This window comes from Natronococcus sp. JC468 (assembly GCF_012163165.1).
Lineage (GTDB): Archaea > Halobacteriota > Halobacteria > Halobacteriales > Natrialbaceae > Natronococcus > Natronococcus jeotgali.
Genome location: NZ_JAAVUO010000079.1, coordinates 1 through 5,463, shown reverse-complemented (window position 1 = coordinate 5,463; position 5,463 = coordinate 1). Strand labels below are relative to the sequence as shown.

The following is a 5,463-nucleotide window of genomic DNA, read 5'->3' as shown; positions in this document are numbered from 1 at the left end:
GACGGTCTCCTTCAACCCCAGCGCATTCGTTCACCGACTTGGGGCTTAAACAGGATTCTCATAAAGTCAGAGACGTTCTCCAGCGTCGCCATATCATTCCTCGTGTCTGGAGTTCCATGAAATTTTAGCCCTCAGTATGAGGAGTGCCGCCGCTCTAGCGGCGGCGCTCCAGTTGTCGTGAAATGGATTCAGCCGTAGGTTCGCAGCGACGTGTTCCACCGCGCGTACGGATCGTTCGGATTGCTTCCGGCACGCCACCCCGTAGCGGGTGGCGCTGCCGGAACCACTCAACCAACACGTACTCGATCAACGTGCAGAAAATCTCGAAGAGTACGCCATTTACCGACTGAGAGTGAAGGCTCTCGATACTCGTGTACTGCTTGAGTTCTCGGGAGAGAATCTTGATCATCGTGCGAAGCGTGTAGATACTCATCACTTCGACAGGCGCGTACGCTGACGACAACGTCGTCAGGTACGCTAGTTCTTCGCCATCAACATCTTCGAAGACGATACGGCGGAATTGTTTGCAGTCTCGGCAAGCTCAATCCGATCATCACGGAGATATCGTGTCCCCTGCTCGTCGGTAATCTCGACGTCCTGGATGTGTTCCAGGACGTCGACGCGAGCATCTGCTTGGAGGAGACAGATGAAGTCCGTTTCACGCTCTTTGAGTTCACAGAACCGGTCATAATCAAGGTAACCACGGTCAAAGACGTGGATTGGCGAGTCGAGGTCTTTGCAGACCTCGACGTCGCTCTGGAGATGCTCGACTGAGTTGGTTCACGCATTACGCCCGGCGTGATGGTGACGCCAAACAGGTGCTTGGCGTCGCCATCGACACGCGCGGAAAGATTGAGATGGAGCCCTTTCTCACCGGGATCAATCACGCGCAGAATCTCGGTGTCATGACGTTTGCTTGGAACCGCAACTGACCTGGTGAGGTTCAGATTAGTCGCGTCAGTTGCTACAACGGCACGATCGAGCCAATCCAGTCGCTTCCGTTGGACACCGCGTTGATGAGAGAGCGGTGGTGAATGAAGCAACTCCAAGAACAGACGAACGACCGCACGGTAGTCGCAGTCGTTCGTCAACCTGGAGAATGTCGAGCCAGCCATGTACGACAATTCGTCATAGATGGCCGTTTTCTCGGCGAGTTCGGCAAGTGAATCAGATGGATTGACTCCTTCAAAAATATCGACTTTGAGATGGTTGTCAAAATCGTGTTTTGTGGTGTGTGTCCCGATTTCGAAGTCGTCGGCAATGAACTCGCTGTCAACTGCGTCGAGCAGCGAGTAAAACTCAGTCCCAACAGTTGATAGAGAAATGCTGTCGGTCTGTGTATTCATTGCTCGGAACTAACGAACTCACATCGAATTTAAATACTCGAAACAGGACAGATCGAGAAGTGGATTCATCCCTCAAAATACGAGTCAACCGTTTTCATATTTCATGGGTGACAGTCGGGCGAACGCACGCGAATTGATTGAGAAGTTTGTGCATTACTACAATCACCGGAGACCGTATCAATCACCCGATGGACAGACGCCAGCTGAAGTGCTGAACTAGACCGTGCCCAAACGGGAAATATTTCCGTATCTCGATAGATTTAACCTAGCGTTGTGTGAGGCTATCAGTGATGGATCGTCGGACACTGATCGAAAAGGCGCAAGACCCGCCGATCGCATTCCTCGTCGCCGTTATCGTTGCCGCGTCGATCTGGGGACTATTCGCCGAAACGGCCGGAATTGCGTGGATGCTTTCGATCACGCTGTTCTGTATCGTCCTCTGGATTCTCACGCCGATACCGCCTGCCTATACGGGGCTGATCGGAATCGGTCTCATCGCCGTCGTATTCTCGACCGACCTCGCGCTGACCGGATTCCAAAAGCCGGCGACATGGCTTATCGGCTTCGGGCTACTGATGGGCGAGGCGGCTCGCAAAAGTGGCCTCGCCAATTGGGTCGGGACCAGTATCACGGCTCGGATAGTCTCCGAATCAGCCAGTGCGCGACCGATTTGGACCTACCGGCGACTGCTACTCGCGCTTTCGATCGGGGGCCACGCTCTCGCCTTTTTTATTCCTTCGGCTCTCGTGCGGATCCTCATCATCGCGCCAATCCTCAAGGAGACCGGCGATCTCTTCTCGGATCGCTCGGCGCGGGTCGGACTCTTCCTCGGACCCGCGTTCGCCACGTTCTACGGGTCTTCAGGCATCCTCACTGCTGATCTTCCGAACATCATGATCACCGGCTTCGGCGGATCGATCGCGGACCATCACGTCTCATGGACAGAGTGGTTATTCCATATGTACCCCGTTATGGGTCTGACGCGAGTATTGCTCGTCTGTGGAGTCGTCTATTATCTGTTTCGGCCCGATTCCGACTCAAGGATTGACATACCGGAACTGAACCGGAACGGTGCCACGAGTACTGAAAAACGCATGCTTGCCTTGCTCCTCGTGGGAACGGGGATTTGGGCGACCGACTTCGTTCACGGCTTCCACCCGGTCGTCGGCGCGGTCGTCGTCGTCGCGCTCGCTTTCCTGCCGCGGATTGGTGTCGCCGACTTCCAGAACGTCGGCGAGACTGACTTCTCGATCCTGTTTTTCATTGCCGCCGTGTTCGCCATCGGCGATGGACTAACACAGACGGGATTCACCGACGAGGCAGCCGACTACCTGCTTGCGCTGGTACCGACGGAAGCATCGCTAGCGATCATCTTCGCAGTCGTCTTCGGAATCACGTTCCTACTTGCGTTTCTGATGGAAGGATTGGCCGTTGCAAGCGTCCTCACGCCCGTCCTCATCCCGTACGCGGAAGCCGCAGGGTTACCGCTGACGCCGGTGCTGATGTCGGAAGCCCTAGCGCTGAGTTCGTACTTCTTCCCCTACCAGTCGGCGGTTCTCGTGGTTATTTTGGCAGAAGGAACCGCCGATACCGGGGAAGTCGTTCGAACAACGGTGGCTTGCTCGCTCGCAACGATCGTCGTCTTGCTCCCGCTGCAGTTCGCGTTCTTCACGCTCCTCTACTGAGTTTCCATTCTATCGAATTCCTCGAGAAACGAAGACCGATTCGGTAACCAAGCCGCCAGCCGAACTTACGTATCGTCGATCGAATCAATCAGTGCCGTAACGGCGTGAGCGCCTCGTTCCGGTCCATAGAACGTCGTGATTCCGAACTCCTCCATCCGAAGGCGTTCATCCTCAAGCGACGACACCGGTCCGGCGACCGTAAAGAAGATTGGCTTGTCGACTTCCTCAGCAAGGGCCTCCAGTTCCTCGAGCGGGTATCCCAGCGAGTCCTCGTAGATCTCGTAGACAACGACAATGTCGACGCTGTCGTCGCGAGCAACAGCGTCAATGACCTGTCCAAATTCAGGTAGTGGCCGCCCGGTATCGACCGGGTTCTTCGTATAGGTAATCCCCTCTAGAACGTCATCAACCCGCTGCTGGGTCTCGCTCGCGAGGTCGGGGAACTTGGCGCCGCCTTCGTCGAGTTCGTCCGCAATGATGATTCCAGGGCCAGCCTGGGCCGTGACGACGCCGACGTTTCGACCATCCGGAACCGGCGAATTGGCGATAGCGCGGCTGGCATCCAAGAGTTCGGTAATCGAATCGACGAACACGATACCCTCCTCAGCGAGTGCGTCCTCGTACACCTCACGTCCTTGAATCGGGGCGGCGGTGTGCGACCGAACGAATTCGCTGATGTCCTCGCTGCCGACCTTGTACGCGACGATCGGCGTCTCCGCGTTCCGACAGACCTCGAGCGTGGTCTCTACGTCTTCAGTCCCCTCGATATGGATAGCGATCGCGTCGGTTCGAGGGTCGTCGTCAAGTACCGGAATGAGATCCGCAAAGCCGGTATTCGCCCGGTTTCCGAGTCCGAACATGGACGAGACACCGTACGCTTCACTATCCAGCTGAAAGGACGACGTGATCCCGACACCACCGCTCTGGACGAGGAGGGCGACGTTGCCCGTCTCGACCTCGCGGATCTGCGGAACGAACGAACCGTAAAGATCGAGATGCGGAATGCAGTAGCCAGCCGTGTTCGGCCCGAGGACCGTGATGTCGTACTCGTCGGCGATTCGGATGACTTCATCCTCAAGTTCCTGCCCCTCGTCGTCGACTTCCGCGAAACCGCCAGCGAGGATTACCGCCGCACCAACGCCGGCTTCGCCACACTCTTCGAGAACCTCCGGAACGACCGGACTGGGCACGCAACACAGCGCGAGATCGGCGTCGGCGTCGTGGATTGAGTCGACAAACTCGTGGCCGTAGACACTTCCTGAACTCGAAGGATTGACCGGATAGACGTCCCCGTCGTACGAACGGATATTCGTCATCGCGTCGTTACCCATCTTCCCGGGGGTCTTTGACGCTCCGATGACGGCGATTCCGTCCGGATCGAAGAAATCGGTTACTCCCATACCGTGAGATTGCTGAACAATGTAATAGATATTACGGAACGCGGATATCGAGAGACGGAAACTAGGGGGTTATTCGTGTATCTGTAATTCTATCACTCGTTGTGCTCGAGATACTGTCGTCCCTCTGCTGTTTCGGCGAGAATGTTGTCGAAGACGGCCGCTTCGGTTTTGAACTTGTGAACGCTGTGCAGCATCGTATTATGGAACTGTGAGATGAGTTCGCCGTGATCGACGAAGAAATCATGCACCCAGTTCTCCATCCGGTTATCCGTCCGGAACTGTGCGATGATATGCCACTGATAGTCGCTGTCCGCGGTAAAGAACATTAGCACATGCGGATCGTTCTGAAGAGCGTCGTAACACTCGTACCAGTTGTCCTCGAAGTTCGGAAAATTAAACGAGACCCGGAACAGGTAATGGCGGAAGATCTCCCGGTTCGGAAGGATCATCTCGCGGAAAGTCTCCTCTTCGGACATCGTTCGGAGAATCTCGTTGATTCGATTGTGTGACAGCGAGATTCCGTACTCTTCCTCGAGGATCTGACTGAGTTCTCGCGTTGACGACGTCGGATTGTCGACTCGCGCTTTCAAAATCGCTATATCGCGAGGAGAGACGTCGAAGGATTGCTCGTCGTTCATCCTGGTTGGGTCTGCGAAACGCTACATAAAAAAACTTAACCCAGCCTCCTGCTGATAGTGGCTGCAATCGGTGCTTCGAGCGTCGTTCGTTAAATCCCGTGAGAAATTTTCACATCGCCGCCGAGGTTCGCGAACGCGATCGACTTCTCGCCCTCGAGTTGTACAGCCAGACTCCCCTGGTCGCGATCGGGGTACTCGAGGCGATCGAAACCGCCGTTACCGAGACCGTTCGTCCCTTGCTGCCTCGCTGGCACAGAAACAAATCGCGTATCGAGTGTCCGGACCTGCCTCGAGGCCGTGAGGGAATAATCGTCTCAAACAAGAGGGCTTTGTTGAATCGCTGTAAGGCGGTGGATTTCACTGTTTGACGGCACGTTTGATGTTGTAGACGACA

3 protein-coding genes and 2 pseudogenes are annotated in these 5,463 nt (G+C 55.5%); 2 read left to right on the top strand and 3 right to left on the bottom strand.

Annotated features, from left to right (window positions below; translation table 11 throughout):
- Positions 1–188 precede the first annotated feature (188 nt).
- Positions 189–1,322: pseudogene (locus GWG54_RS20275) on the bottom strand (IS4 family transposase); the annotation flags it as partial.
- Between the two features lie 60 nt (positions 1,323–1,382).
- On the opposite strand from GWG54_RS20275, the pseudogene GWG54_RS20270 reads away from it, so the two are divergent.
- Positions 1,383–1,566, top strand: a pseudogene (locus tag GWG54_RS20270) (integrase core domain-containing protein); the annotation flags it as partial.
- Between the two features lie 70 nt (positions 1,567–1,636).
- Positions 1,637–3,031, top strand: a complete 1,395-nt coding sequence (locus tag GWG54_RS20265; RefSeq protein ID WP_167939445.1) for an SLC13 family permease — start codon at positions 1,637–1,639, stop codon at positions 3,029–3,031.
- Between the two features lie 65 nt (positions 3,032–3,096).
- Here the strand turns inward: GWG54_RS20265 and GWG54_RS20260 are convergent, their stop codons facing one another.
- Entirely contained in the window at positions 3,097–4,431 is a 1,335-nt protein-coding gene (locus GWG54_RS20260) for a CoA-binding protein (protein ID WP_167939444.1), read from the bottom strand.
- A gap of 92 nt (positions 4,432–4,523) precedes the next feature.
- Entirely contained in the window at positions 4,524–5,069 is a 546-nt protein-coding gene (locus GWG54_RS20255; protein ID WP_167939443.1) for a helix-turn-helix domain-containing protein, read from the bottom strand.
- Between the last annotated feature and the right edge of the window lie 394 nt (positions 5,070–5,463).

What these genes read in the sequence shown, in the direction of transcription:
- GWG54_RS20265 (WP_167939445.1), top strand. Translation starts at nt 1,637, where the DNA reads ATGGATCGTCGGACACTGATCGAAAAGGCGCAAGACCCGCCGATCGCA.
- GWG54_RS20260 (WP_167939444.1), bottom strand. Translation starts at nt 4,431, where the DNA reads ATGGGAGTAACCGATTTCTTCGATCCGGACGGAATCGCCGTCATCGGA.
- GWG54_RS20255 (WP_167939443.1), bottom strand. Translation starts at nt 5,069, where the DNA reads ATGAACGACGAGCAATCCTTCGACGTCTCTCCTCGCGATATAGCGATT.